Below are 25,342 nucleotides of genomic sequence, written 5' to 3'. Positions count from 1 at the left end.
TTCCTTACAGCCCCAGCACATCCACCATGTCATACTGACCCGGAGCCTTGCCTTGCCCCCACAGCGCCGCCTTCAGCGCGCCGCGGGCAAAGATGGCGCGGTCGGTGGCCAGATGGCGCAGGACGATGCGTTCTCCGGGGGCTGCGAACAGCACGTCGTGTTCGCCCACGATGTCACCGCCGCGAATGGCATGGAACCCGATATCCCCCCGCTTGCGCGCGCCGGTGATGCCGTCGCGGCCTCGATCGGACACATCGGCCAGATCAACCCCGCGCCCTTCGGCGGCGGCCTCGCCCAGCATCAGCGCGGTGCCCGAGGGCGCGTCGACTTTGTGGTGATGGTGCCCTTCGATGATCTCGATGTCGAAATCTTCATCCAGCGCTGCGGCGACCTTTTTGGTCAGCTGCACCAGTAGGTTGACGCCAAGGCTCATATTCCCTGCCCGCACGATGACCGCATGGCGAGAGGCCGGTTCCAGCGCTGCGATCTGCTCATCCGACATGCCAGTGGTACCAATCACGTGGACGCACCGTGCCTGCGCGGCCAGTGAGGCAAACTCCAGCGTCGCCTCGGGCGCAGTGAAATCGATCACCGCCTGCGCCTGCGAAAACGCCTCTAGCGGGTCGTCTGTGACGGTGACGCCCAGCGCCTGACCGCCCATCGCCTCGCCCACATCCTGCCCGATCCAGTCATGGCCCGTTCGCTCAACCACACCAACCAAACGCGCCTGATCGCTGTTCGTCACGGTTTTGATCAGCATCTGCCCCATACGGCCCGAAGCCCCTGTGATGACGATCCCCGGAATATGGGTCATAGCGCTGGTCCTTTTGTTGAATTCGGCTCAAAGCCTCCTACCCCGTTCGCGCCCGCTTGGCAAAGCCCTGCTTTGGGCTTAGATCGGGGATATGGCAAAGAACAAATTCCACGATGGCCCCGGCCCGTCCCAACGACAACTGCGTGTCGGCGAACTGATCCGCCGCACCCTGTCCGAGGTTCTGGCGCGCGGAGATGTCCACGACCCCGACCTGAACCGCATGTCAATCACCGTGGGTGAGGTGCGCACCTCGCCCGATCTGAAGATCGCCACCGCCTATGTGTTGCCCTTGGGCGGCAAGGGGCAGGAGGATGTGATCGCGCTGCTGGCCCGCAACAAGGGTGAATTACGGCGGGCGGTCGGCAAGAAGGTCGGCCTGAAATTCTCACCCGATCTGCGGTTCCGGCTGGACGACACGTTTGACCGAATGGATGACACCCGCCGCATGTTCGATCAGGACGCGGTACGCCGCGATCTGGACGAGTGATCCGCGCATTTGTCATTTTGGGCGCGGTCTTCTGGGCCGCGCAGGCCTCAGCGGTCACATGCGAGAAGGTGACCCATGAGGACAAGCGGTACACCGTCTGCGAAGTTGATGCCGTCAGCGAAGAGTTGCGCCTCTTCCTCAATGATGAAGACGGTAAGGTGCTGGGCCATTTCTCATCGGTGAACGAGACCCTGGCCCCACAGGGAAAGCGTCTGGCATTTGCCATGAACGCGGGCATGTATCATGACGACCGCTCGCCCGTCGGGCATTACGTCGAAGGCGGTCAGGAACAGATGCGGGTGATCCCCAATGCCGGGCCGGGCAACTTCGGTTTGCTACCGAACGGAGTGTTTTGCATCCGCGAAGGCCGCGCCGACGTTTTTGAGACATTGGAATATGTGGATCAGGCTCCGCAGTGCCATTTCGCCACGCAATCCGGCCCAATGCTGGTCATAGATGGTGAACTGCACCCGCGCTTCCTGCCTGATTCAACTTCGCGCTATGTGCGCAACGGCGTTGGCACCAGCGCGGATGGGACACGGGCAGTATTCGCGATCTCGGATGACTATGTCACCTTTCACGAATTCGGCAGCCTGTTCCGCGATGTACTGGATACCCCGAATGCCCTGTTCTTCGACGGCAATATCTCTCGTATGTATGAACGCGCGGGCAATCGGTCGGATGTTGGGTTTTCGCTTGGCCCTATTGTAGGCGTGGTCGAAGATACGCCCTGAAATTGACAGTGGCAGAACGATCCGTTAGGTCGCGCGCCTCGGTAAGATTCAGGGTGTAGAATGGGACGCAAACGCAAGGGTCGCGACATTTCCGGTTGGCTGGTGGTGGATAAGCCCGCGGGCATGACCTCGACCGCTGTGGTCAACAAGGTTAGGTGGGCGATGGATGCCAAGAAAGCGGGCCATGCAGGCACGCTTGACCCCGAAGCAACCGGCGTTCTGGCCGTGGCTTTGGGTGAGGCGACCAAGACCGTTCCCTATATCACCGACGCGCTGAAGGCCTACACCTTCACCGTGCGCTTGGGTCAGGCAACCAACACCGACGATGCCGAGGGCGAAGTGATCGCACAAAGCGATGCGCGCCCTTCGGATGACGACATCAAACAGGCGTTGACCCCGTTTCTGGGCGATATCATGCAGGTCCCGCCCAAATTCTCGGCCGTTAAGATTGACGGGCAACGGGCCTACAAATTGGCGCGAGACGGCGAAGAAGTAGAGTTATCCGCCCGCCCGCTTTGGGTCGAAGAGTTGATTCTGGTCGACCGCCCCGACGAAGACCACGTTGTGCTAGAGATGACTTGCGGCAAAGGCGGATATGTCCGCTCGATCGCGCGTGATCTGGGCGCGGCGCTGGGATGCCATGGCCATGTCAAAGTTCTTCGCCGCATCTGGTCCGGCCCGTTCGAGGTTGAAGACGGGTTGAGCATCGAACAGATCGATGAAATGGCCAAGACAACCGCACTGGACGACTACCTGCACCCGCTGGAAACCGGCCTCGCCGATCTGCTTGAATTGAAATGCACACCAGAAGGCGCAACCCGCCTGCGCAACGGCAATCCGGGCATGGTTCTGGCCTCGGACGTGGAATACGGCGATGAAGCCTGGGCTTCGCTGGACGGCAAGGCCGTGGCGGTCGGGATCTACAAATCCGGCGAATTGCACCCCAGCCGGGTGTTCGTTACCTAAGCCACGTGCTAGGCGAAGTCCATGATTACCCGTTCCCACACCAAGGGCGACGCGCCCTCGACCGCCGTCTATTCCGATTGCGAGAAATATCGCTATAGCCTGACCCGCATCTGGGATCCGGCAGGGCGCAAAGCGCTGTTCGTGATGCTGAACCCGTCAACTGCGACCGAGGTTCAGAACGACCCGACAGTGGAACGTTGCGAGCGCCGCGCGCGGGCGCTGGGGTTCGGAGCGTTTCAGGTAACCAACATCTTCGCATGGCGCGACACCGACCCGCGCAAGATGCGCGCTGCTGCCGACCCGGTAGGACCCGAGAACGACGCGGCCATATTGGATGGTGTTCAATGGGCCGATCAGGTCATCGCCGCATGGGGCACCCATGGTGCACATCTGGACCGCGGCCCGGCGGTTGAGACGCTGCTGCGCGGCACCGGTCAGCAACTGTTTCATTTGGGGCTGACCAAGGCCGGACACCCCAAGCACCCGCTTTACATCGCCTATACCCAACAGCCCGAACCGTGGTGACCGACGGTTAACCACAAGTTCAGCTTGGCTTTGACCAACTGACTGATCACATGGGATATTTCACCCTCGGAGCAGTGCGTTCTCGGAGGGTTGCCATGTTTCTGTTCGGATTGCTGAGCCTGGCCGCAATGGGCGGAGCAGCCTATGCGATGGGCGGTATTATCGAGGCTGACGACGACACCGAAGAAGACGAGATCATCGAAGATGAACCGCAAGAGGTCTCTGACGGCAGTTATCTTGAGATTGGTGAAAACATCGACGAAGTCGAAGAGTCCTCGACCGGGACCACAGTCTCGGAATTCGAAGGCGATTTGGTTGTGGCCGGGGACGACGACACAAACATTCTGGCCGGGCAAGATGGCGACGACCAGATCAACGGCTACGGCGGCGACGACACTGTGCTGGGGGGCATGGGCGATGACACCCTGCATGGCGGCGATGGCGTTGATACAATCCAGGGTGGCGAAGGCGATGATGTTTTGCATGGCGAAGGTGACGATGACGTCCTGTCCGGGAATGATGGCGACGACAAGCTTTTTGGCCATTTCGGCGACGACAGGCTGGACGGCGGCGATGGGGATGACGATCTGTACGGCGGGCAGGACCACGACACGCTGACCGGAGGCGCGGGCGCCGATGCGCTGCATGGGGGCTATGGCGACGATGAGCTTGCTGGTGGCGCAGGTGAAGACGTCTTGTTTGGCGGCGACGGTGACGATGTGCTGACCGGCGCGGATGGCGAAAACGAAGACTCCGCGGATTTTCTGAATGGCGGTGCTGGCGACGACACTATTGTTGCCCATAGCGGTGATATCGTGACCGGAGGCGAAGGTGCTGACAGCATCCACCTGAACCCCGAGGATGATGACGATGCCGTCAAGGTCATGGATTTTGAACCCGGGCAGGACAAGCTGTTGATCTCGTGGGAAGGCGAGGAAGATCCGGAGATCCACATTGAAACAGACGCTGAAAACGAAAACCTGACCCGTATCATGGTCGACGGACAAGACGTCGCGCAACTGCTTGGTGCCAAAGGATTGACCCTGGACGATATCCAACTGATCAACGGTCAGGAACTGTCGCAGCTCAACGCGCTGAGTTGAAGCAATAGAATCCCTTTGCCATTTGCCTGAAATCCGCTTATACGCGCCCATCCGCATCGGAATCGGTGCGGTTTTCTCCATGGGCCTGTGCTGGACGACATCCCGGCCTGCGCCATCAACTCTAACCTTTTAAAGGAGACCCCGATGTCGATTACTGCCGCTGAAAAAGCACGCGTCATGAAAGAATTCGGCACCAAGGACGGCGACACCGGTTCGCCAGAAGTCCAGGTTGCCATCCTGACCTCGCGCATCACCACCCTGACCGAGCACTTCAAGACCCACAAAAAAGACAACCACGGTCGTCGCGGTCTGCTGAAGATGGTCGCCCAGCGCCGTAAGCTGCTGGACTACCTGAAGGGCAAAGAAGAAGCGCGCTATCAGGACCTGATCAAAAAGTTGGGCATCCGTCGTTAATTTCGGATCTTACCGCTTTTGGATTTCGGACGCCCGCCCTAATTGGCGGGCGTTTTTTGTTGGATCAGGGAACGCGCGCTCGGAGTAGCGGTATGGTGGGGCTCAATCCGGCTTGCAGTTCACAAACTCTGTCGGCACTATCCCGGGACCTGATCAACAGCTGCTCAATACCTCAGTCCCCCAAGCACACATCCAGTGTGTGACGACAAGTAAAATGGAACCAAATGAAGCTGGAATTTCATCATATTAACCTGGTGGCAGACGACGTTGACCGCCTACACGACTTTTATACAAACGTCTTGGGTTTGGGTGATATTCCACAGCATAATTTCCCGCGCTCTGAAGCAACCGAAGACTCGGGTTATGACGGCCAAATCCGCTTTGCAACGGACGGCAGCATGCAGATGCACCTTGCGGAACGGGACTTTGACGTCGCTTTCAAAAATGATCAGGTCATCAATCCGGTGAGCCGCGGACACATTGCGTTCCGAACGGATGATCTTGCCGCGGTCCTGAGGATACTTGATGAAAACGCGGTTCCTTATTCGGACTATGGCACTGCCTTTTCGAAAGAGTGGCACCAAGTGTTCTTTCGCGACCCCGAAGGCAATGTTGTCGAAGTTCACCAACAGGTAGCGACTTTAGGCTGAACCTGAGCCCGAAGTTCCCCGCGCTGTTCAGCTTGTGACGGCGCTCTAGACCATATCGTACTCTACGCTTTTTGCTCCGATGTCGCCCATGTGGCCGGTGATGCGCTGCACCAATTTCTGCCTGGACATGTCTGCAAGCGCCTCCGGAAAGCTCTGAAGCTCTTCCTTTCTGGCGACAACCGTTAAAGTGCGCGAAAGGCCCGAGACCGGAAGATCTTTTAACTGCAGGCTCATATTTTCAACCAGACCATCGATCAGCAAAGTCGGCGTCAAAAGGCTGAACCCCTGACCTGCAGAAACACAGGACGTAACCATGCTGGAGCGGTCCGCCTGGATGACCTTGTCGGGCTCAAACCGCAATCGGCGCAGATGCTGCGCAATCTGGCGGCCCGCGTTGGTTGTATCTCCGAACCGCACCAGAGGAAGCCGCGTTTGTATCGCCTCCAGGCTGCCTGTCGGGCCGTCATATGCTTCGGGAAGAACCAGAAGGTATCTTTCGGTCAGAACGTGATGACGCTCCAAGCCATCCATATCCAGAAACGGATTTGATGTGATCGCGAGGTCCGCTTGTTTAGTCCGCAGCAGGTGTTCATGGTTGCCGCTTTGGCCGGCATGCAGGGTAATATCTTCGACATTAAACTCACGCTGCGCGAAATCTACCAAAGAGGGCGTCAGCGTCGTGGCGATCGAGGCTTGAATGCCGACCCGCAGCAGCGTCAGGGATTTCTGGCCAACGTGGCGCAGTTCCGTTTCCATGTCGGAAAGTGCATCCAGAATTTTCTGCGCTCTTCCATGCAAACGCGCACCCGCATAGGTCAGCCGCGCCGGACGCGTACTGCGATCCAAAAGCACTGTGCCGAATGCCTTTTCCAGCGCTGTGACGTGCTGGGACGCTGCTGGCTGCGACAGATTCAGAAGTTTTGCGCCCGCCCGCATTTGACCCGTTTCCGCAACGGCGACGAAAACCTCAAGTGAACGCATCAGACTTGGTGAGAGTTTACGATGATCCAGCATTGCTCATCCTTAGTATAAATGATCTTTATACTGTTGGAATTTTCTTGGTTTACGTCAAGCACTCGGTCAACGCTTTGGCCATGACACGTTCGCGCTCATCTCGACGCCGCAGGGCCGCTGGATCTCGCACTCTTCCCGAGGCGCGCGCGCCGTATATTCTGCGCAAGCTTTCGACCTTCAATGTCCTCAGCGAGGCAGGGTTGGAACAGATCGAGGCCAATGCTGATACCATCCTTGCCGAAACCGGGATGGAGTTCCAAGACGACCCAGAGATTCTGAGCATTTTTGCCGATGCAGGCTGTGACGTAGATGGCTCGCGTGTGCGGTTCGCGCCGGGGTTCTGCCGCAAAACGATTATGGCAGCCGCGCCAGCACAGTTCGTTCAACATGCCCGAAACCCGGCCAACAACGTTCAGCTGGGCGGCGACGCCAGCGTGCTATGCCCGGCTTGGGGTCCGCCCTTTGTGCATGATTTGGACCGCGGGCGGCGCTATGCCTCGCATCAGGATTTCGTCGATCTGGTCAAGCTGCATCACAGCCTGCCCTGGCTGCACCATTCGGGCGGCGTGGTCTGCGAGCCGGTGGATTTACCGGCCAACAAACGCCATCTCGACATGCTCTATGGCCATATACGCCATTCTGACCGCGCCTTTATGGGGGCCTTTATCGGGGCCGAGCGTGCGGGCCACGCGATCGACATGGCACGAATTGTGTTCGGTGATGATTTCGTCGCGGAGAACGCCGTGCTGTACTGCGTATCGAATACAAACGCGCCGCTGGTAATGGACAGCCACATGTCGGGCGCGTTGAAAACCTATGCCCGGGCCGGGCAACCGGTCGCTTGCACCCCCTGGGTTCTGACCGGGGCTATGTCTCCGTCCACCGTTGCCGGGACGCTGGCTCAGGTGCTGGCTGAAACCATGGCGGCGATGACGCTGACCCAACTTATAAACCCCGGGGCGCCCTGCATGATGGGCAGTTTCGCCTCGACCATGTCGATGAAATCCGGGGCACCGACCTTTGGCACGCCCGAGGCCGGGTTGATGGTATTAGCTGCCGGTCAGCTTGCCCGCAGGCTGGGGGTGCCGCTGCACACGGTTGGCACGCTCAGCGCCTCAAAAGTTCCGGACGGCCAAAGCCAGCAAGAAGCCACATGGGGGTTGATGATGTCGATGTTCGCGGGCGCCAATCTTATCAACCACGCCACTGGATGGCTTGAAGGCGGCTTGGTGACTTCGTTCGAAAAGACAATCCTGGATCATGATCTGTGCGGCAAAGTCGGACGGTTCTTCGATGGAATCGACATGAGCGAGAACGCTCAGGCGATGGAGGCAATTGCCGCGACCGGACCGGGGCGGCACTTTCTGGGCTCTGAGCATACGCAGGCCAATTTCATGTCCGCATTATTCCGGCCCTGGACCCCGGAAGACAATTCATTCGAACAATGGCACGCGGCCGGAGAGTTGGATGCCGCAGCCCGCTCCAATGCAATCTGGAAAGAGCAGCTTGACGCATATCAAGACCCCGGTCTCGACCCCGACATCGACGCCGCGCTGCAGGACTATATCGCGCAGCGCAAGGTCGAGAAGCCAGATCTGGATTACTTCTGATGGGCCGTATCTTGATCATCGGAGGTGGCGCTATTGGTCTGAGCCTGGCCTACCATCTGGCCAAACGCGGTTCGAATGACGTCACTGTTCTGGAACGCAATCAGCTGACCTCGGGCACGTCCTGGCATGCGGCGGGGATTGTCGGCCCGCTTCGAGCAACTCCAAACATGACCCGATTGGCAATGGCCGCACTTGAGGTTTTTCCGACCCTTGAGGCCGAGACTGGCATGTCCACTGGATATCGCCAAACCGCTGGCTATTGGCTGGCCCGCGACCCCGCCCGCCTGGACGAGCTGCGCCGGATTGCCGATCTGGGTCAGGTGCTGGGACTGACCCCGCGCATGATCGACGCCTCGGACGTGCCCCTGTCAAACCTTGATCTGAAGAACCATGTCGGCGCGCTGCATGTACCGGAAGATGCCAATGTGAATCCGGTCGATTTGTGCATGGCATACGCCAAAGGTGCACGGGATCGTGGGGTGACGATACGCGAATATACCGGGATTCAGTCCCTACGGAAAAAGGGGCAGCGGATCACGGGTGTAGGCCTGACCGACGGAACGGAACTGGACGCCGATCAGGTTGTCATTGCCACCGGCGCTTGGTCACGCGAGCTGGCCGCCAGCGTTGGCGTGGCGCTGCCATTGCAGTCAGTTGAACACATGTATGTCGTCACCGAACCCATGCCTGACCTGCCCAACCCGTTTCCGGTGATCCGCGATCTGGACCGGGGCATCTACATCAAGGGCGACGCGGCCAAACTGGTCATCGGTGGCTTTGAACCCAACGCAAAGTGTTGGGACGCATACGGCCCCGAAGGGGACAGGCCCTTTCTTGAACTGGCTGAGGATTGGGATCAATTTGCCCCCTTCATGGAGGCCGCATTAGAGCTGTGTCCCAGCCTTGAAACGGTCGGCATTCAGCATTTCATGAATGGCCCGGAAAGCTTTACCGCGGACACAAGGCCGCTTGTTGGTGAAACCACGGTCGATGGATTGTTTGTGGCTGCGGGTATGAACTCGGTCGGGGTCATGTCTTCGGCGGGGATTGGGCGGGCGCTGGCGGATTGGATGGTCGACGGCCACCCCCCGATGGACATGTGGGAGGTCGATGTCGCCCGGGTCGACCCGCACACAGCCAGCGCTGAACATATGGCCGACCGCATGGAAGAGGCCGTCGCGGATCTTTTCGCTTTGCATTGGCCATATAAACAGCCCAACGCCGGCCGAGGTCTGCGCACCACAGCGCTGCACGATTTCTGGGCTGAGGCTGGGGCGCATTTTGGCCTGACGGCCGGTTGGGAACGCGGGCTGTATTACGGACCGGCACAGCCCTATTCGACAACAGATCAGGGGTGGTGGACGCTGGTTGAGGCCGAAGCGGCAGTCTTGGCTCAGGGCACTGCGCTGATTGACCTGAGCCCGTTTGCCAAACTGGACATCACCGGGCCGGATGCTCTGAAGGCATTGAACCACCTGACGACCGCACAGATGGACGTGCCCATTGGTCGGGCTGTCTATACGCAGATACTTAACGCGCGCGGTGGGATCGAAATGGATGTGACTATCACGCGGTTGGGTAGGGATGCGTTTCATCTGACCTCGGGCGCCGCCACGCGCATGCGCGATCTGATGTTCCTGCGCAGGCATTTGAAGGGCGATGTGTCTGTAAAGGAATTGACCGAAGCATTCTGCACAATCGGTGTAATGGGAGGTGGCAGCCGAACGCTGCTACAGGGTCTTGGCAGCGTTCCAGAAATGGCATTTGGCTATGCCGCCACCGCCGAAATGGCAGGCATTACTTGCCGCGCCACGCGCGTTAGTTTTGTCGGCGAATTGGGCTGGGAACTAACCATACCCAACGCTAAAGCACCTCAACTGTTCGATGCTTTGCAAAACGCGGGTGCACGCCCTCTTGGTCACTATGCGGTGGACGCCTGCCGGCTGGAAAAGGGCTTTAAGCATTGGGGGCATGAACTTGGTCCCCAGATCACTCCGCTTGAGGCCGGCCTGGGGTTCACCATTGATTGGTCCAAGGATTTTCTCGGCAAATCCCCATTGGAACAGCAAAAGGCCAATGGTCTGCAACAACGCCTGATCCTTCTGCAAGTTCTCGGCAATGCACTGATGCTGCATGACGAACCGGTGTTCGAGGGTAGCACCCATGTGGGGCTGACAACCTCGGGCGGGCGCGGGCCGCGTACGGGGCTGAACCTGTGTTTCGCCATGGTCGCTGTCCAACCGGGCGAGACGTTGACCCAGACATGCGATCGAAAATTCACGGTTCGGGTTGCCGGGCAGGACTATCTGGCGCAGCCATTGCTCCGACCGCCCTTTGATCCCTCGGGCGAAAGGATGCGCGCATGATCAAGGCGCAGGTTGTCATCATCGGTGGCGGTGCGATGGGCGTGTCACTACTGTATCATCTGATCAAGGCGGGCTGGTCTGATGTGGTGTTGGTCGAGAAAAACGATCTGACCCATGGGTCGACCTGGCACGCGGCGGGGCTGTGCACCCATTTCGCGCATAATCCCACCATTCAAGAATTGCGCGCCACATCTGTCCGGCTTTACCGCGATATACTTCCGCAGGAAACCGGACGCGATTGCGGCTTTCACCGCTCAGGTGCGATGCGGATTACCCTCAACCCCGACCGAATGGATGAGTTCCGCCATGTGGCCGGTCTGTCCGAATTCACCGGCTACCCGCTGGAGGTCCTGACGCCCGATCGGATCGCCGAGCTCTTCCCTCTGGCCAAACTGGATGGGCTGATCGGCGGGATTTATGAACCTGATGACGGCCATGTAGACCCTACGCTGGCGACCCACGCAATGGCTGAGGTTGCCCGGCGTGGCGGGGCTCGGATCATACGCAATTGCGCAGTCACCGCGATTGAGCGTCAGCAGGATCATTGGCGGATTGAGACTGCGAAGGAGATCATAGAAACCACCCACGTGGTCAACGCCGCAGGCACCTGGGGCTGGGAAATCGGGCATATGATGGGACTCAACATCCCGTCTGTTCCGGTGCTGCACCAATACCTGGTGACGGACACGGTGGAGGCCGTATCGTCCCGGATCAAAGAGGGTCTGCCCGAACTGCCGATCATTCGCGACCCTGAAGAAAGCTGGTATGTGCGGCAGGAACGCGATGGGCTGATCCTGGGGCCTTATGAAAAGGACGCCAAGGTCTGGTCCGTTGATGGTGTGCCACCCGAGTTTGGCGCGGACCTGATGCCGCCGGATCTGGACAGTGTTGAACATATCATCATGGCCGCCATGGAGCGCATACCCGCGTTGGAAACCGGCGGCGTCAAGTCGGTGATCAACGGGCCGATTACCTTCACCCCGGATGCAAATCCACTGATCGGCCCTGCGCACGGGCTGGAAAACGCATGGTTATTGACCGGCTCATCGATGGGGGTGATGGAAGGTGGTGGCGCGGGTTGGTTCCTGGCACATTGGATGACCCACGGCGCGCCACCTATGGACGCACTGGCGGTGGATTCGCGCCGCTTTGGGTCCTGGGCTGATCGTGATTATCGCGTGGTCAAGGCCGTCGAGTGTTTCGGCCTGCAATTTGGAGTGCACTATCCGCATGAGGAACGGCCTGCAGGACGCGGCCTGCGGCTGTCTCCGCTGCACGACCTGATGGTCGAACGTGGCGCGGTGATGGGCGCGGCTTATGGGTGGGAGCGTCCAAACTGGTTCTCAAACACGCCCGGAGCAGTCGCCGGCGAAACCTTCCGTCGCGCCAATTGGTTCGAATCCGTGGCGCGAGAGGTCGAGGCCGCGCACAACCGCGTCGCCATGGCCGACTTGTCGGTGTTTTCGAAATTCGACGTCACCGGCCCCGATGTCGCGGCCTTCCTACAAGCATTGGGCGCGAACCGCGCGATCCCGCCGGGACGCATCGGCCTGACCCATGCGCTGACCCCGGCAGGTGGTGTTCTGTCAGAATTCACCGTCGCCCGCCTGACTGAAGATCATGCCTATCTGACCAGCGCCGCCGCGGCCGAGCAGATCGACCATGATCTTCTGACGCAGGTTGCCAAGGGCTTTGACGTCACCATCCGAAACGTCTCCGAGGATCTGGCAGTTATCGGCGTCATGGGGCCCAAATCCGCCGATGTGTTGCCCGAGTTGAACCATATGCCATGGCTCACCGCGCAAGAGATCCATGTAGCGGGGTTTCCCCTGCGTGCCCTGCGGGTGTCCTATCTGGGCGAATGCGGCTGGGAATTGCACATGGCTAAAGAACATGCCGTGCAGCTATTCCTGAAGCTTGAAGAGATCGCCAAACCTCATGGCCTTGGGTTCTATGGGGCCTATGCGGCGAACTCCATGCGCCTTGAAAAAGGCTATCGCGGTTGGGGCAGTGACCTGACGACCGAACGCAGCCCACTTGAGGCCGGTCTGACCCCGTTTGTCCGCAAGGGCCTACGCGACGAACTAGCAAGGGACAACGAATGGGACATGGTGCTGCTTGAGGTCGACGCCGGTGAGATAGATCCGTTCTACGCACACACGGTCTGGAAAGACGGTCTGCCGGTGGGGATCGCCACTTCGGGTGCCTATGGCCACCGGACCGGTAAGGTTCTGGCCTTGGCCTATCTGCGTGACCCGACCGCGCGCGGGGGGCTGACCATCTCAATCCTGGGTCAACATCGTGCGGCAACCATCCTGCCTGAGGCCCCCTTTGACCCCGAAAACTCACGATTGAAAACCGGAGGTTCCAAATGACCGACCACCCCCTTCACACCGACTGGGACTTCTCGAACACAGCCGCGCGACGGGATCAGTACTATGCGGCCTCACTAACGCGGTTCACACCGTTTCGCGAACCTATCGTTTTCAAGAAAGGTCAGGGCCAATACCTTTGGGATACGGAGGGTCGGAAATACACTGACCTGCTGGGCATGAACGTCTGTATCTCGGTCGGACATTCGCATCCTCGTGTTGTGGCGGCGGCAACTGCACAGGCGCAAGAGCTGACCCACTGCACGACAATGTTTTACCACCCAACGCCTGCGCATCTGGCCGAAGAATTGGCCGCAACGATGCCCAAAGGACATGACTGGGTCGTGCACCTTACAAACTCTGGTTCAGAGGCGGTTGATCTGGCGATGACCATGGCGCGCACATACACTGGCAATCTGGATTTGCTGGCGCTGCGTACCGCCTATCACGGACCAACGGCTGCGGCCCAGTCGATCACCGGTATCTCAGGCTGGCGCCACCCGGGCATGCCCGGCAACGTGGCGTTTGTGCCCGAACCCAATCAATACCGCGGCATCTTTGGCCCCGGGACCCAACCCTATCTGGATGAGATCGACCGCACAATCGCCACTGCCACATCCGGCAATGTGGCGGGCATCTTTGTCGAAAGCGTGCAGGGCTATGGCGGCATTATTGAAATGCCACCCGGATATATGTCCGGCGCAGCCGAACGCGTGCGCGCGGCAGGAGGTCTTTATATCGCGGACGAGGTGCAATCGGGCTTTGGCCGTACGGGCGAAAATTTCTGGGGGTTCGAAGCGGACGGCGTCGTGCCCGACATCGTCGTCATGGCAAAGGGTCTGGGAAATGGCTTCCCGATCGGGGCTGTTGTGGCCAAGAAGCACATCGCCGAGCCCATGGCAGAAAGGTTCATGTTCCACACCTATGGCGCCAATCCGACATCGGCTGCCGCGGCCCGCGCCGTTCTTGCCGTCATGCGGGACGAGGGATTGCAGGAGAACGCCCGTACCGTCGGCGCTGCGCTTCTGGAAAGGCTGCATGGCTTAAAGAACAAGTATCACGTCATCGGCGATGTGCGCGGAAAGGGACTGATGCTTGCGCTGGAGCTCGTCAAGGACCGGGACAGCAAAACGCCTGACAAGGACATGACGACAGAGGTTTTCGAAGCCTGCCGCGCACAAGGGATTATCTTGTCGAAATCCGGTCCGTTTCAACAATGCCTGCGGATGGTGCCACCGCTTTGTTTGTCACTGGACGATGTGGATCAGGTGGCGAACAGTCTTGATCAGGCGCTCGAAACTGCCGTGAATGTCGCCGAAGCATAAACGACAGGGCCACAGTTCCGTGCCATTTGGCCTCGAAGTTTTCGGGCTTTTTAAGTTGTCCAGTGACAAAAAAGCGCCCGCCAAAAGACGGACGCTTAAAGGTTCCTAGATCAAGAACTTACATCTTGGCCCGTTCTGATTTCAGCGCCAGCCACAAGCAGTAGCACATGATTAGAACCACCAGCGTGAACGGGATACCGGTCGAGACCGCGGCGCCTTGCAGGGCGGAAAGACCGCCGCCAAGCAACAGCGCAATGGCGACCAGACCCTCAAGCGTGCACCAGAACACCCGCTGCACAACCGGGGCGTCCATCTTGCCACCCGCAGTAATCGTGTCGATCACCAGTGAACCGGAATCCGACGAGGTGACGAAGAAGATCACGATCAGGACCAGTGCGATTGGCGCGACAATGCCATAAAGGGGCAGTTCCTTGAGGAAGCCAAACAATGCGCCCTCGGGGGCGTAGCTGTCGATCACCGTTGCACGCACACCTTCGGCACTGCCTGCGTTCAGCATGTCGATGGCAGCACCACCGAATGTCGACATCCACAGGGCACAGACTGCCGTCGGTGCCAGAAGGGCGCAGAGAATGAACTCGCGCACTGTGCGACCCTTCGAGATGCGAGCGATGAACATGCCCACAAAAGGTGACCATGCGATCCACCAAGCCCAGTAGAAGGTTGTCCAGCCGTGGAAATAGCTGGTGTCTTCACGTCCGAACGGGTTGGACAATGCCGGCAGGTGCCACACGTAGTCCTTCATCACGTTGAAATACCGTGCGAAAGCAGTGCCGACGCCGGTAACAACGATCACGAAGACAAACAGACCCACGGCCATGATCATGTTGATTTCACTCAACCGTTTGACGCCAGCATCCATTCCCATCAGGACTGAACCCAACGCAATCAGCGTGATGCCGATGATAAGCAAAACTGTGACTGTTGGGCTGGGTTCGATGCCAAACACCTCATTCAACCCCGCCGCAACTTGCTGCGCCCCAAGTCCAAGCGAAGTGGTCAGTCCGAAGAGCGTCGCAAACACCGCCAGCGTATCGATGATATGGCCCCACCAACCCCAGACACGCTCTCCGAGGATCGGGTAGAAGGCCGAACGCAGGGTCAGGGGAAGATCAAGGTTATATGCAAAGATGGCCAAGCTCAGGCCAACTGCGGCATAGACCGCCCAGCCTTCCAGCCCCCAATGATGGATCGTACCGACGATACCAGCATATTCATTGCCCGGAACCGCGATATCCATACCCAGAGGCACCGCGTTGCCGTCTTCGGCAAAATTGTAATAAACGGGCTCCATCACCCCAAAGAACAACAGCCCGATGCCGATACCGGCTGCGAACATCATCGCAATCCATCCGGCATAGGAATAGTCGGGCTTTGCGTCCTTGCCACCGATCCGCACCTTGCCAACCGGCAAAACGATCAGAACAAGACAGAACAGCGTGATTGCATCGACCGACAGGACCAGGAACCAGTCAAACGTGCTGGTGAGCCATGGTCGTAGCCAGCCAAAAAGTGCCGCGGCACCCTCTTGATTGGCCAATGCGATCAGAACGAACGCGAAGATCAGGATGCTCGAGATCAAAAAGACCGGGTTGTGGATGTCCAGACCGAATGGCCGGACGTTGTCTTGCCCAAGCTCGTATTCGGTCTCGAAGTCGTAAATCCGGGGGTCCGGATCCAGCATTTTCTTGGTTTGTGCCATTCGTCTGCCCTTCTGTTCGCTAAGTGCAAACGCCAAGGTATTCGACCAGCGGACGGAAACGAGATTTTGTCCCTTGGCGCTTCTCCGTCAATTCGACCGCGGGCTTCGTGATAACAGCTTACACTGACGACATAATTTCACCAAACGCATTCCCGTTAGTGAATTTATATGACTTGATAAACGACTTTGGACGGCACCGGGATCATTGGTCCCAACTTCTGGCCAAGGGGCTTTATCCGTGTTATTCACCCAATTGGTTGACTGAAGCAAAAGAAGGATGTAATTCATCCATATGGTTGAACGAGAGAGTCGCTCTGATCTGAGTGCGATATTGAAGGCCGCGTCCGACCCGACCCGCCGTGCGATCCTGACGATGCTTGCGCAGCAGGGACCCTTGCGGGTGACGGACATCGCGCGGCAATTCGATATGAGCCTCAATTCGGTATCCAAGCACATCAAGGTGCTGGAAAACGCCGAACTGGTGCGGCGCCGGACGGAATGGCGCGAGCATTTGATCGAGGTTCAAATGGATCCCTTGTCAGCCGTGGATGAATGGTTTGCCAGTTTGCGTTCGATCTGGGCGCTTCGGCTGGACGCTTTGGAAACTGCTTTGGAGGACCCAGAAGATGACGGATCTGTCACTTGAAATCACACGCGCAATCCCGCACCCGCCTGAAAAGGTGTTCGACGCCTGGCTGAACCCGGACATGCTGGCCAAATTCATGCTGCCGGGGCCGGGAATGACGGTGCCCGAGGCGCATTCCGACGCAAAGGTCGGTGGACGGTTCAAGATCATCATGCGCGCGCCCGAAGCCGGGGATTTGCCACATGAGGGCGAATACAAGGTCATCGACCGCCCGAACCGGCTGCAATTTACGTGGAATTCTCCGTACAGTCAGGATGATTCCACCGTGACGCTGGATTTCACGCCAACCGATGCAGGGACCGAACTGCGCCTGCATCACGTCCGATTCCCATCACAGGAAAGCCGCGACAATCACGAGGGTGGATGGACTGCGATCCTTGCAGCGCTGGAGACAGCGCTATGATCAACTGGCTGGCCCTTGCAGCGGGGGTGATCGCGGCCTTTCTGCTGGGATGGCTGGTCTATGGACCGGTCGGATTCCAGAAGCGCTGGGCCGAAGGAACGCGGATTGATCCGACACCGCCGGGATCGCCGCCATTGCCTCAGATGGCCGCGCAGATCGTGTTCCTGATCTTGTTGGCCACTGTGATCGCGCTCACCGAAACCACCAACAGTTTGGGCGTCGCCCTTCTGGCCATCCTTGCAGTGGCGGCGCAGACGGCCTCGGTCGGGGCCTGGGCGCAAAAAAGCGTATTCGCGATCATGGTCGACACTGGCTATGCTCTGGGATGCGGCGTGGTGATGATCCTCGCGCACGCAATCTTTTGAACGGCTCTGGCCCGGTCCAAAATGGATCGGGCGTAGGCTGCGCAGTCCTCCACCGGCCTTGTGCGGTTCCCCTTTCCTTCTACACCAATCTCATGTATGCGCGCGTTATCTGAGACGTTGTGCCCTGATCCCGGCACTCAGACGAAAGCTAAAATGGGATCGGCGGCAATGGGGCCGCCATGCAAACGGGAGACCCGCAGGGGCGGGAGTGCTCCCATCTAGGATACGCATATGTTTGATGTAACGAAAAAATCTATGCAGTGGGGCGAAGAGACGCTCACACTGGAAACCGGCAAGGTTGCCCGTCAGGCCGACGGCAGCGTGATCGCGACACTGGGCGAAACCAGCGTCATGGCGAACGTGACCTTTGCGCGGCAGCAAAAACCGGGTCAGGACTTTTTCCCTCTGACCGTCCACTATCAGGAAAAATACTATGCCGCCGGTAAGGTTCCGGGTGGCTTCTTCAAGCGCGAGGCGCGCCCGACCGAAAAAGAGACGCTGACCGCGCGTCTGATCGACCGTCCGATCCGCCCGCTGTTCGTTGACGGCTTCAAAAACGAAGTTCTGGTGATGTGCACCGTGCTGTCCCACGATCTGGTCAACGACCCCGACATGGTTGCGATGATCGCTGCCTCGGCTGCGCTGACTATTTCCGGCGCGCCGTTCATGGGTCCGATCGCCGGTGCCCGCGTTGGTTTTGAGGACGGTGAATACATTCTGAACCCGACCGTTGACGACATGCAGGACCTGCGCCTGAACCCTGAACAGCGCCTGGATCTGGTTGTTGCCGGTACCAAGGACGCCGTGATGATGGTTGAGTCGGAAGCCTACGAGCTGTCCGAGGCCGAAATGCTGGGTGCGGTCAAATTCGCACATGAACAGATTCAGCCCGTCATAGACCTGATCATCGCGCTGGCCGAAGACGCCGCGAAAGAGCCGTTCGACTTCCAGGCACCGGATTATTCCGAGCTGTCCGCCGCAGTCAAAGCTGCCGGTGAAGAGCAGATGCGCGCCGCTTTCGCGATCACCGACAAGCAAGAGCGCACCGCCGCTGTTGCCGCTGCGCGTGAAGCAATCAAAGCAGCACTGACCGAAGAGCAGCTGGAAGACGGCAACCTCGGTTCCGCAATGAAAAAGCTGGAAGCTGGCATTCTGCGCGGCGACGTCGTCAAAGGCGGCAAGCGGATCGACGGTCGTTCGACCACCGATATCCGTGGAATCGTTGCAGAAACCTCGATGCTGCCCCGTACACACGGTTCCGCCCTGTTCACCCGTGGTGAAACGCAGGCGCTGGCCGTGACCACGCTGGGCACCGGTGACGACGAACAGTTCATCGACGCGCTGCACGGCAACTTCAAATCGAACTTCTTGCTGCACTACAACTTCCCCCCCTATTCGGTGGGTGAAGTTGGCCGCGTTGGTGGCCCGGGCCGTCGTGAGATCGGCCACGGCAAGCTGGCATGGCGCGCCCTGCAGGCGGTTCTGCCTGCGGCGACCGACTTCCCCTACACGATCCGCATCGTGTCGGAGATCACCGAATCCAACGGCTCCAGCTCGATGGCGTCGGTCTGCGGCGGTTCGCTGTCGATGATGGATGCGGGCGTTCCGCTGAAAGCACCGGTTGCCGGTGTGGCCATGGGCCTGATCCTGGAAGATGACGGCGACTATGCCATTCTGTCCGACATTCTGGGTGACGAAGACCACCTGGGCGACATGGACTTTAAAGTGGCAGGTACCGAAAACGGCATCACCTCGCTGCAGATGGACATCAAGGTCGCAGGCATCACGCCCGAGATCATGGAGAAAGCCCTGGCACAAGCCAAGGACGGCCGGATGCATATCCTGAGCGAGATGGGAAAAGCCCTGTCCGAGACCAACGATTTCTCGGTCCACGCCCCGCGCATCGAGACCATGAACATCCCGACCGACAAGATCCGTGAAGTGATCGGTTCGGGCGGTAAGGTCATCCGCGAAATCGTCGAAGTGTCGGGCGCCAAAGTCGACATCAACGACGATGGTGTGATCAAGATCGCCTCGCCTGATGGTGAATCGATCAAGAAGGCCTATGAGATGATCCACTCGATCGTCGCTGAGCCGGAAGAGGGTCAGGTTTACACCGGTAAAGTCGTGAAGATCGTCGACTTCGGCGCCTTCGTGAACTTCTTTGGCAAGCGCGACGGTCTGGTCCACGTGTCCCAGATCGAAAACCGCCGCCTGAACCATCCGTCGGATGTTCTGAAGGAAGGTCAGGAAGTAAAGGTCAAGCTGCTGGGCTTTGACGATCGCGGCAAGGTCCGCCTGTCGATGAAAGTTGTCGATCAGGAAACCGGCGAAGAGATCGTTCCAGAGAAGAAAGAAAAGAAAGAGGAAAGCGCAGAGTAATCTGCCCCACTTTGAATGCAGAAAGGCCCCGGCTATTGACCGGGGCCTTTTTTTGTCTTTGCGCCATCTGGTTAGGTCTGATGCTCAGAACTTACTTAACCCGCCTCACTCTGCCATTGGTGCCATAGGTCCCGAAACAAGAAATCAGCACCTTATATAATACACGCATTGCGTGTATTGTGGTGGGAATGAAGATGAGTGTTTCAATTTCAGGGGCATCGTTAATCCATGAATTTTTTTACACTGTATCAAGTAAGCGCCGATCCGCTTTTTAATCCGAATGTCACGGTCACGAACGCCTTTCAGGTGGCAATTACCGACAATGACAACCAACTTGAAAACCCGGACGCCGATGGCAGCCAGCAATTTGATGTGAGCGGCATCGCTGGGTTGAATACTTCCGAAGATTTCCAGGTTTTTGAGAATTACACCGCCAATGTCGGCGGATCGCCAGTTACTTTTACTTTGCTGCAATGGCAAGGAACTCAGTACATCGTCGTCACATCCGGTCAGGTTGCGGTCAACGATGTACTGTCAGGCAACACACTGACGCAAAACCCTGCGTCGCCTTCGGTCTACGATACACTTCCAACTTTCGTTTGCTTTACTTCCGGGTCCCTGATCCTTACGGCGGCAGGTCGACGCCTAATTGAAACACTGGAACCCGGAGACGAAGTGATCACGGCAGATGGCAGTGCGCGGCCGGTGCGCTGGATTGGCCGGCGCCAGTTATCTGCGCAAGAGTTGAAACGTGATCCGCACCTTTGCCCGGTTCGTATCCGCGCCGACCGCTTTACCGAAGGTTGTCCTAGTCGGGATCTTTTGGTCTCTCCCCAGCATCGGATTGCTGTAACCTCTGCTGTTATGGAGCTGTATTACTTTGATTCTGTAATGCTGGCCCCGGCCAAAGGCATGGTCGACGGTCAGGGCATCGAACAACTCCCTCCGGAACAAGGGGTCGAATACATCCATATATTGTTCGACAAACATGAGCTAGTGAATGTCGAAGGTGTCTGGTCCGAGTCCTTTTTCCCCGGCGACACCACAATGAGCGCAATGGCCCCGGCCACCAAACGCGAGCTGTTTGAACTGTTCCCCGAACTTATGTGCAGCAAAACGGGTTATGGCGAGACCGCTCTGCCAGTCCTCAAACCCTACGAAGTCCGCCTTCTTCGGTCAGACCTGTCGGTCCCAATGATTTGGTGACACCACCTACGCAGCGGAACACTCTGCCTAAGTCCACTTTCGGGTTTACTATGAGCCTATGAGTTCGGGTTTGGTTTAGTCATGCCCGTGTGTCGCATCTGTCAGTGTGAAACGCCGCTTGGACCGTGTTTCATGACATGCCATTGGCCATAACTGTCGTTTAAATCCAGCGAGATCGCGGCATCTGCCTTGGTCGAGGCGCTGCCTATCTCGGCCAGGGTAAATTCGATACCACCGGGAATGTCGATCCGAACGCGATGCGGACCACCGCCATGTGGGGCCTCGATAGGACGGCCAGTTGAGCTCAGCACCTCACCGATTGAGACTTTGGCAGTGCGCCCATCCATGTCCATCTCAAAATCAATCGGCACATAAAGGGTCTCGTGAACCGTGTCGCACATCGTGCGGAAGACATGCCAGTGGGTTGCCATTTCCTCGGTCTCTTCCCCGTGAAAGACCTTTTCCAATGCGGCCCGTTGCGCGTCCGAGGCGCTTGGGTCGATGATCACCTGCATCTGGCCGCCGCCCTCAAAGATCGGGCCAGGCCAGGCGTAGATCAGCGCAGCTTTTGTGCCCGCAAGGTCGGTGTCGCCAAAATGTCCTTTGGAAACCTCAAGCACCTCAAAGCCGCGGCAATTTCCGTGGGTTGGTAATTCTTCGAACTGACAAGGGCAGGCATAGCCGCAATTGCAGTTCCCGAATGCATCGCCTTCAACGTACCAATCTGTGAATGCCATCGTCTTCTCCTGTTTTACACAGTCTGAACGCCCGACGCCGTGGTTTCGTGCCTGTAGAATTCCCCCACATGACCCTAGCACAATTCGGTCAAATGCAGAACCAGGTGGCCTGAAACCGCATTTTACCGGGATAAACCTTGGTCCAATTCCTTGCGTTTCAACCAAAAGCCAATCGCAGCGCACGCGCCCTGTTCCCAGTTTCACAACATCGCCACAACGCAAAAAGGAGATGCAAAATGGAAACCTTGAAACTGCTGACACTGACCGGATTGATTGCAACAGCGCCGGTTCTTGCACTGGCCAATGTCGGGCTGGGCGACAAACTGGGCACCACCGAGTCCGATATCCGCACGGCCCTGGAGGCGCAGGGATACCAGATCGAAGAGATCGAATTCGAAGACGGCGAGATCGAGGTTGAACTCATCAAGGATGGCGTGGAAACTGAACTCGTCCTGTCCGAGACGGACGGCGTGGTAACTGCCATCGAACTCGAAGAGGACGACGATTGATCGGATAAAATCACAGGAGCCTCATGAAGCTTTCACAAACGTCATTGCTTTGGCTCCTTTTGGTGGTGCAGGCCGTCTGCGCCGCCTTTTTCGTGACGGACGCGATGCTGGACTGGACCGGTGGGGAAAGCGCGGGCTTTCGCCACCTGCATAGTTTCGAACTGGTTCTGGCCCTGGCATTGATCGGCGGTCTTGCCGCGACGATTGCACTGATCCGGTCCCAAAACAGGCGTGTGCGCGACATGCAACGACAACTGAGTGTCGCGCAGGGCGCGTTTGCTCAACTCATCGCCTCTCAATTCACTGAGTGGAACCTGAGTGATGCTGAGCGCGACGTTGCCCTGTTGTCTATAAAGGGTCTGTCAATTGCGGGCATCGCGACATTGCGGCAAACCAAAGAAGGCACGGTCAAAGCGCAATGCGCCGCGGTGTATCGCAAAGCAGGAGTTACGGGGCGCGTGCAATTGCTGAGCTACTTTATCGATGAGCTGCTTTCCGAACCTTTGCTTACAAACAGTTCTGAAAGTTCGAATTCGACCACATAGACCGTGAATCAAAATGTTAGGTCGGTGCTGATCTTATTCACTCACACACGCCCAATATCCTGTGAATTGAAGTGAAGGGCTGGCGCCTTTCATTCCTGCTTCTACTGCCCACATGTGCGCCATACCAATTGTGGAACAAAGGACATGGTCATAGTTACGCGTCTTCTTCTCGCCTCGACAGCTTTGACGATCAGCGCGTCCGCGCTGGCCGCACAGAGCTTGTCCGAGGGTCTCTATCTTCAGGGCTTTGCCGGGTACAGCCAACTACAGGACAGCGACTTTAGCGGCACGATCAATGGATCATCGCAGTCGGTGGATACCGATTTCGATGGCGGCTATGGGCTGGGCATCGCGGTCGGCAAAGAGATCCCGCAATGGTCGAACGATCAGTTTGGCACCCGGATCGAGCTGGAACTGTCCTATCGTGATAACGACGTGGACGGCGTCAATTTCTCGGGCAACGGTCCCGGCGCGGAAGGCAACATTTCGGGTGACGTGTCGCAGACATCGCTGTTTGCCAATGTGCTGGTCGACTTCAAACAGGCAGGGGCCTTCACGCCCTATGTCGGTCTGGGTCTTGGTGCCACCTACTCTGATCTGGACTTTGTCTACGGGCCGGGCGTCGAACTGAACGACACCGACACCACCTTTGCTGCGCAAATTATTGCCGGTGTAGCCTATGAGATCAGCCCAAATACCTCTCTGACCCTGGACACCCGATATGCCCGCGCATTCGACGTATCCTCGGCACGTTTGGCACCAAACGGTGCGTCCACGGGTACGGTCGAGGATGATATCGACGCCTTCAGCGTCAATGTCGGCCTGCGTTACGGTTTCTGATGGATCACGGGGAAGTGTTTCTTTCGGGTTTCTCTTCCCCCTTTCGTTATCGTGTTCTATGCACTGTGGCATGAGGACTTTTGTCATCCATATGACAGCAAGCACAGCGCGGCGACCCAATGCCGAACGGCTGTGTGCCAGTCTGCCCGATGCGGAACTGTTCGAGGCCGTCGATGGGAAGGACCCTGCTCAAATCGCGGATGTACAATTGTTTCCAGGCGATCTGTATCGCCCCAGATACCCTTTTCCGCTGCGCCCAGCGGAGATCGGAGTTTTCGCGAGCCATCGGCGAATCTGGCGCAAGCTCGTTGATGAGAAGATCGACCGCGCTATCATTACCGAGGATGATCTGCGTATAGACCCTTGCCGCATGGCCAGTGCGTTGGAAATGCTGGATCCGCTTGCAACCCCGGATCACTATATCCGAATTCCCGTGAAACAACGCGAGGATGCGGCACGAACGCTTGTAAAGCAAAACGGATTGCGTCTGATCCTGCCAAAAGTCATTGGCCTGCAATGCGTCTGCCAGGTGGTCGGGCGGCGTGCGGCTGAGCGGTTGCTTGCCGTAACCGACCAGATTGACCGACCGGTCGACACGTTCCTGCAAATGCACTGGGTGACTGGGCAGCCGATCCTTTCCTTGCAAGGAAGCGGCAATCAGGAAGTCGCACAAGAAATCGGCGGTTCGACCATACAGGCAAGCCCGCCGCTGGCCGACAAGCTGACGCGTGAATTCAAGCGTGCTGCCTACCGTCGGAAACTGTATCAGCACCCTCAACGATCCGCAGCTTAGTCACCCCAAAAGGGGGATTGGAATCGGGCAGAGCTTAGCGCCCTGCCCGAGCTACTTTAGCTGGGCGCTTTGGTTTTACGCAGATACGGGAAGATGGTTTCGAACTCACCGAATTTTTCTTTTGCCTCGTCATTCGACACCGCAGGCGGGATGATCACGTCTTCGCCCGGCACCCAGTTCGCGGGGGTGGCCACGCCCTTGGCGCTCATCTGCAGACCGTCCAGCGCGCGCAGGATTTCGGCAAAGTTGCGGCCCACGGTCATCGGGTAGGTCATCGACAATTTCAACTGTTTGTCCGGGCCGATGATAAAGACCGAACGCACAGTGGCGCTGTCTGCAGGGGTGCGGCCATCGGGCAGGTACGCCTCTGCGGGCAGCATGTCGAACGCCTTGGACACGGCTAGGCCGTCGTCGGCGATGATCGGAAAACCGGGGTTGGCGTTGCCATACGCCTCGATGTCCTTCTTCCACTTCTTGTGGTCCTCGACACCATCGACTGAGACGCCCATTACCTTGGTGTTGCGGGCCGCCCATTCGTCGTTCAGCTGCGCGACGGCCGAGAACTCGGTAGTGCAGACGGGCGTGAAATCCTTGGGGTGCGAGAACAGGATCGCCCAGCTGTCACCGATCCAGTCATGGAACTGAACAGTGCCCTGATCCGTCTCTGCAGTGAAATTCGGAACGGTGTCATTGATGCGCAAACCCATGGGGCATCTCCTTTTTTGTGAAACAAACCGAGTCGGTTGCTGGAAACCTAATAACTCTGCGCCATTGTTAAACCATTCGCTGCTTGAAAGGGTATTCATTTTTGAGGAA

25 protein-coding genes are annotated in these 25,342 nt (G+C 58.1%); 20 read left to right on the top strand and 5 right to left on the bottom strand.

Annotation, left to right across the window (positions count from 1 at the left end; all coding sequences use genetic code 11):
- Nucleotides 1-4: 4 nt before the first annotated feature.
- Nucleotides 5-814, bottom strand: a complete 810-nt coding sequence (dapB, locus tag QMP16_RS10440; protein ID WP_282152326.1) for a 4-hydroxy-tetrahydrodipicolinate reductase — start codon at nt 812-814, stop codon at nt 5-7.
- Nucleotides 815-905: 91 nt separating this feature from the next.
- Here dapB and rbfA point away from each other — a divergent pair, with 91 nt between their 5' ends.
- The 7 genes from rbfA to QMP16_RS10405 all read left to right on the top strand — a co-directional run bounded on the left by rbfA (nt 906) and on the right by QMP16_RS10405 (nt 5,693).
- A complete protein-coding gene (rbfA, locus tag QMP16_RS10435; protein WP_058274960.1) occupies nt 906-1,301 on the top strand; it encodes a 30S ribosome-binding factor RbfA in 396 nt (131 codons plus the stop codon).
- Nucleotides 1,298-2,035: a phosphodiester glycosidase family protein gene (locus tag QMP16_RS10430; protein WP_282152325.1), complete on the top strand. Its 738-nt coding sequence runs from the start codon at nt 1,298-1,300 to the stop codon at nt 2,033-2,035. The genes rbfA and QMP16_RS10430 overlap by 4 nt, the downstream gene beginning before the upstream one ends.
- 60 nt (nt 2,036-2,095) lie before the next feature.
- A complete protein-coding gene (gene truB, locus QMP16_RS10425; protein ID WP_282152324.1) occupies nt 2,096-3,001 on the top strand; it encodes a tRNA pseudouridine(55) synthase TruB in 906 nt (301 codons plus the stop codon).
- A gap of 21 nt (nt 3,002-3,022) precedes the next feature.
- Nucleotides 3,023-3,526 (top strand): DUF1643 domain-containing protein, encoded by a 504-nt coding sequence (locus tag QMP16_RS10420; protein WP_282152323.1) that lies wholly within the window; start codon nt 3,023-3,025, stop codon nt 3,524-3,526.
- A 95-nt stretch (nt 3,527-3,621) separates the two neighbouring features.
- On the top strand, nt 3,622-4,629 hold the full coding sequence (locus tag QMP16_RS10415; RefSeq protein ID WP_282152322.1) for a calcium-binding protein: 1,008 nt from the start codon (nt 3,622-3,624) through the stop codon (nt 4,627-4,629).
- A gap of 144 nt (nt 4,630-4,773) precedes the next feature.
- Nucleotides 4,774-5,043, top strand: coding sequence for a 30S ribosomal protein S15 (gene rpsO / locus QMP16_RS10410; RefSeq protein ID WP_039543122.1), 270 nt, complete (start codon nt 4,774-4,776; stop codon nt 5,041-5,043).
- Between the two features lie 224 nt (nt 5,044-5,267).
- The gene (locus QMP16_RS10405; protein ID WP_282152321.1) at nt 5,268-5,693 is read left to right on the top strand and encodes a VOC family protein; all 426 of its coding nucleotides are present in this window, start codon (nt 5,268-5,270) and stop codon (nt 5,691-5,693) included.
- Between the two features lie 45 nt (nt 5,694-5,738).
- Here QMP16_RS10405 and QMP16_RS10400 read toward each other — a convergent pair whose 3' ends face one another.
- Nucleotides 5,739-6,707, bottom strand: a complete 969-nt coding sequence (locus QMP16_RS10400; RefSeq protein ID WP_282152320.1) for a LysR family transcriptional regulator — start codon at nt 6,705-6,707, stop codon at nt 5,739-5,741.
- Between the two features lie 80 nt (nt 6,708-6,787).
- On the opposite strand from QMP16_RS10400, the gene QMP16_RS10395 reads away from it, so the two are divergent.
- From QMP16_RS10395 to QMP16_RS10380, 4 genes are read left to right on the top strand one after another with little or no spacing between them, the layout of a single operon-like run.
- Nucleotides 6,788-8,317 (top strand): trimethylamine methyltransferase family protein, encoded by a 1,530-nt coding sequence (locus tag QMP16_RS10395; RefSeq protein ID WP_282152319.1) that lies wholly within the window; start codon nt 6,788-6,790, stop codon nt 8,315-8,317.
- Nucleotides 8,317-10,683, top strand: coding sequence for a GcvT family protein (locus QMP16_RS10390; RefSeq protein WP_282152318.1), 2,367 nt, complete (start codon nt 8,317-8,319; stop codon nt 10,681-10,683). The genes QMP16_RS10395 and QMP16_RS10390 overlap by 1 nt, the downstream gene beginning before the upstream one ends.
- Nucleotides 10,680-13,058 carry a GcvT family protein gene (locus QMP16_RS10385; RefSeq protein ID WP_282152317.1) on the top strand — a complete coding sequence of 793 codons (2,379 nt, stop codon included), beginning with the start codon at nt 10,680-10,682 and terminating at the stop codon, nt 13,056-13,058. Before QMP16_RS10390 ends, QMP16_RS10385 begins: the two co-directional genes overlap by 4 nt.
- Entirely contained in the window at nt 13,055-14,380 is a 1,326-nt protein-coding gene (locus QMP16_RS10380; protein ID WP_282152316.1) for an aspartate aminotransferase family protein, read from the top strand. The genes QMP16_RS10385 and QMP16_RS10380 overlap by 4 nt, the downstream gene beginning before the upstream one ends.
- A 118-nt stretch (nt 14,381-14,498) precedes the next feature.
- Here the strand turns inward: QMP16_RS10380 and QMP16_RS10375 are convergent, their stop codons facing one another.
- The gene (locus tag QMP16_RS10375; RefSeq protein WP_282152315.1) at nt 14,499-16,100 is read right to left on the bottom strand and encodes a BCCT family transporter; all 1,602 of its coding nucleotides are present in this window, start codon (nt 16,098-16,100) and stop codon (nt 14,499-14,501) included.
- A 292-nt stretch (nt 16,101-16,392) separates the two neighbouring features.
- On the opposite strand from QMP16_RS10375, the gene QMP16_RS10370 reads away from it, so the two are divergent.
- The 5 genes from QMP16_RS10370 to QMP16_RS10350 all read left to right on the top strand — a co-directional run bounded on the left by QMP16_RS10370 (nt 16,393) and on the right by QMP16_RS10350 (nt 21,102).
- Entirely contained in the window at nt 16,393-16,746 is a 354-nt protein-coding gene (locus tag QMP16_RS10370) for an ArsR/SmtB family transcription factor (protein WP_282152314.1), read from the top strand.
- Complete coding sequence (locus QMP16_RS10365) at nt 16,727-17,149, top strand: SRPBCC family protein (RefSeq protein WP_282152313.1); 423 nt, start codon at nt 16,727-16,729, stop codon at nt 17,147-17,149. The genes QMP16_RS10370 and QMP16_RS10365 overlap by 20 nt, the downstream gene beginning before the upstream one ends.
- Entirely contained in the window at nt 17,146-17,514 is a 369-nt protein-coding gene (locus QMP16_RS10360) for a DUF1761 family protein (protein ID WP_282152312.1), read from the top strand. Before QMP16_RS10365 ends, QMP16_RS10360 begins: the two co-directional genes overlap by 4 nt.
- A 231-nt stretch (nt 17,515-17,745) precedes the next feature.
- Nucleotides 17,746-19,896 (top strand): polyribonucleotide nucleotidyltransferase, encoded by a 2,151-nt coding sequence (gene pnp / locus QMP16_RS10355; protein ID WP_282152311.1) that lies wholly within the window; start codon nt 17,746-17,748, stop codon nt 19,894-19,896.
- Nucleotides 19,897-20,124: 228 nt separating this feature from the next.
- Nucleotides 20,125-21,102 (top strand): Hint domain-containing protein, encoded by a 978-nt coding sequence (locus QMP16_RS10350; RefSeq protein ID WP_282152310.1) that lies wholly within the window; start codon nt 20,125-20,127, stop codon nt 21,100-21,102.
- 101 nt (nt 21,103-21,203) lie between these two features.
- On the opposite strand, the gene QMP16_RS10345 is transcribed toward QMP16_RS10350, so the two are convergent.
- The gene (locus tag QMP16_RS10345) at nt 21,204-21,839 is read right to left on the bottom strand and encodes a DUF1326 domain-containing protein (protein WP_113790916.1); all 636 of its coding nucleotides are present in this window, start codon (nt 21,837-21,839) and stop codon (nt 21,204-21,206) included.
- A 236-nt stretch (nt 21,840-22,075) separates the two neighbouring features.
- Between QMP16_RS10345 and QMP16_RS10340 the strand changes: the two genes are divergently transcribed.
- From QMP16_RS10340 to QMP16_RS10325, 4 genes are all read left to right on the top strand, one after another.
- A complete protein-coding gene (locus tag QMP16_RS10340) occupies nt 22,076-22,348 on the top strand; it encodes a PepSY domain-containing protein (protein WP_282152309.1) in 273 nt (90 codons plus the stop codon).
- 23 nt (nt 22,349-22,371) lie between these two features.
- A complete protein-coding gene (locus QMP16_RS10335) occupies nt 22,372-22,893 on the top strand; it encodes a helix-turn-helix transcriptional regulator (protein WP_282152308.1) in 522 nt (173 codons plus the stop codon).
- Nucleotides 22,894-23,037: 144 nt separating this feature from the next.
- Entirely contained in the window at nt 23,038-23,733 is a 696-nt protein-coding gene (locus QMP16_RS10330) for an outer membrane protein (RefSeq protein ID WP_282152307.1), read from the top strand.
- 58 nt (nt 23,734-23,791) lie between these two features.
- Entirely contained in the window at nt 23,792-24,526 is a 735-nt protein-coding gene (locus QMP16_RS10325; RefSeq protein ID WP_348774591.1) for a glycosyltransferase family 25 protein, read from the top strand.
- Nucleotides 24,527-24,582: 56 nt separating this feature from the next.
- Here QMP16_RS10325 and QMP16_RS10320 read toward each other — a convergent pair whose 3' ends face one another.
- A complete protein-coding gene (locus QMP16_RS10320; protein WP_058274981.1) occupies nt 24,583-25,233 on the bottom strand; it encodes a peroxiredoxin in 651 nt (216 codons plus the stop codon).
- Nucleotides 25,234-25,342: the final 109 nt, after the last annotated feature.

It is taken from the genome of Ruegeria atlantica (genome assembly GCF_947495585.1).
GTDB classification, from domain to species: Bacteria; Pseudomonadota; Alphaproteobacteria; order Rhodobacterales; family Rhodobacteraceae; genus Ruegeria; species Ruegeria atlantica_G.
Note: the sequence above shows the minus strand (reverse complement) of the source record. Positions and strands in the feature narration are given on the sequence as shown.